This window comes from Paraburkholderia sp. SIMBA_053, from assembly GCF_046534895.1.
In the GTDB taxonomy this organism is placed as follows: domain Bacteria; phylum Pseudomonadota; class Gammaproteobacteria; order Burkholderiales; family Burkholderiaceae; genus Paraburkholderia; species Paraburkholderia caledonica.
This window is the reverse complement of record NZ_JAWRXU010000302.1, coordinates 1-332: the sequence shown is the minus strand read 5'-3', so window position 1 is coordinate 332 and position 332 is coordinate 1. Positions and strand designations below refer to the sequence as shown.

1 pseudogene is annotated in these 332 nt (G+C 64.8%); it reads left to right on the top strand.

The window, feature by feature from the left end:
* Nucleotides 1-332, top strand: a pseudogene (locus SB753_RS35730) (aldehyde dehydrogenase (NADP(+))); the annotation flags it as partial.

The window sequence follows — 332 nt, the reverse complement described above, 5'->3', positions numbered from 1 at the left end:
ACGCTGGGTTGCGGTCAGTTCTGTACGAATCCCGGCTTGATGCTCGGCATCGCAGGCGAAGGCTTCGAGCGTTTCGCTGCAACCGCCGCGCAGAGCATTGATGGAGTGCAAGCGGGCGTCATGCTGACAGGCGGCATTCTGCGGGCGTACGACGCAGGTATCGAACGGTTTGCTGCGAATCCCGCTGTGACGACGCTCGCGCGTGGCAAGGCGCCCGAAGCAGGCAGCCGGCGCGCGCAAGCGGTGTTGTTCCGCGTGAGTGCGAAGAGCCTGCTCGCGGATCACACGCTGGCTGACGAAGTGTTCGGCCCGTGCAGCGTGCTGGTCGAATG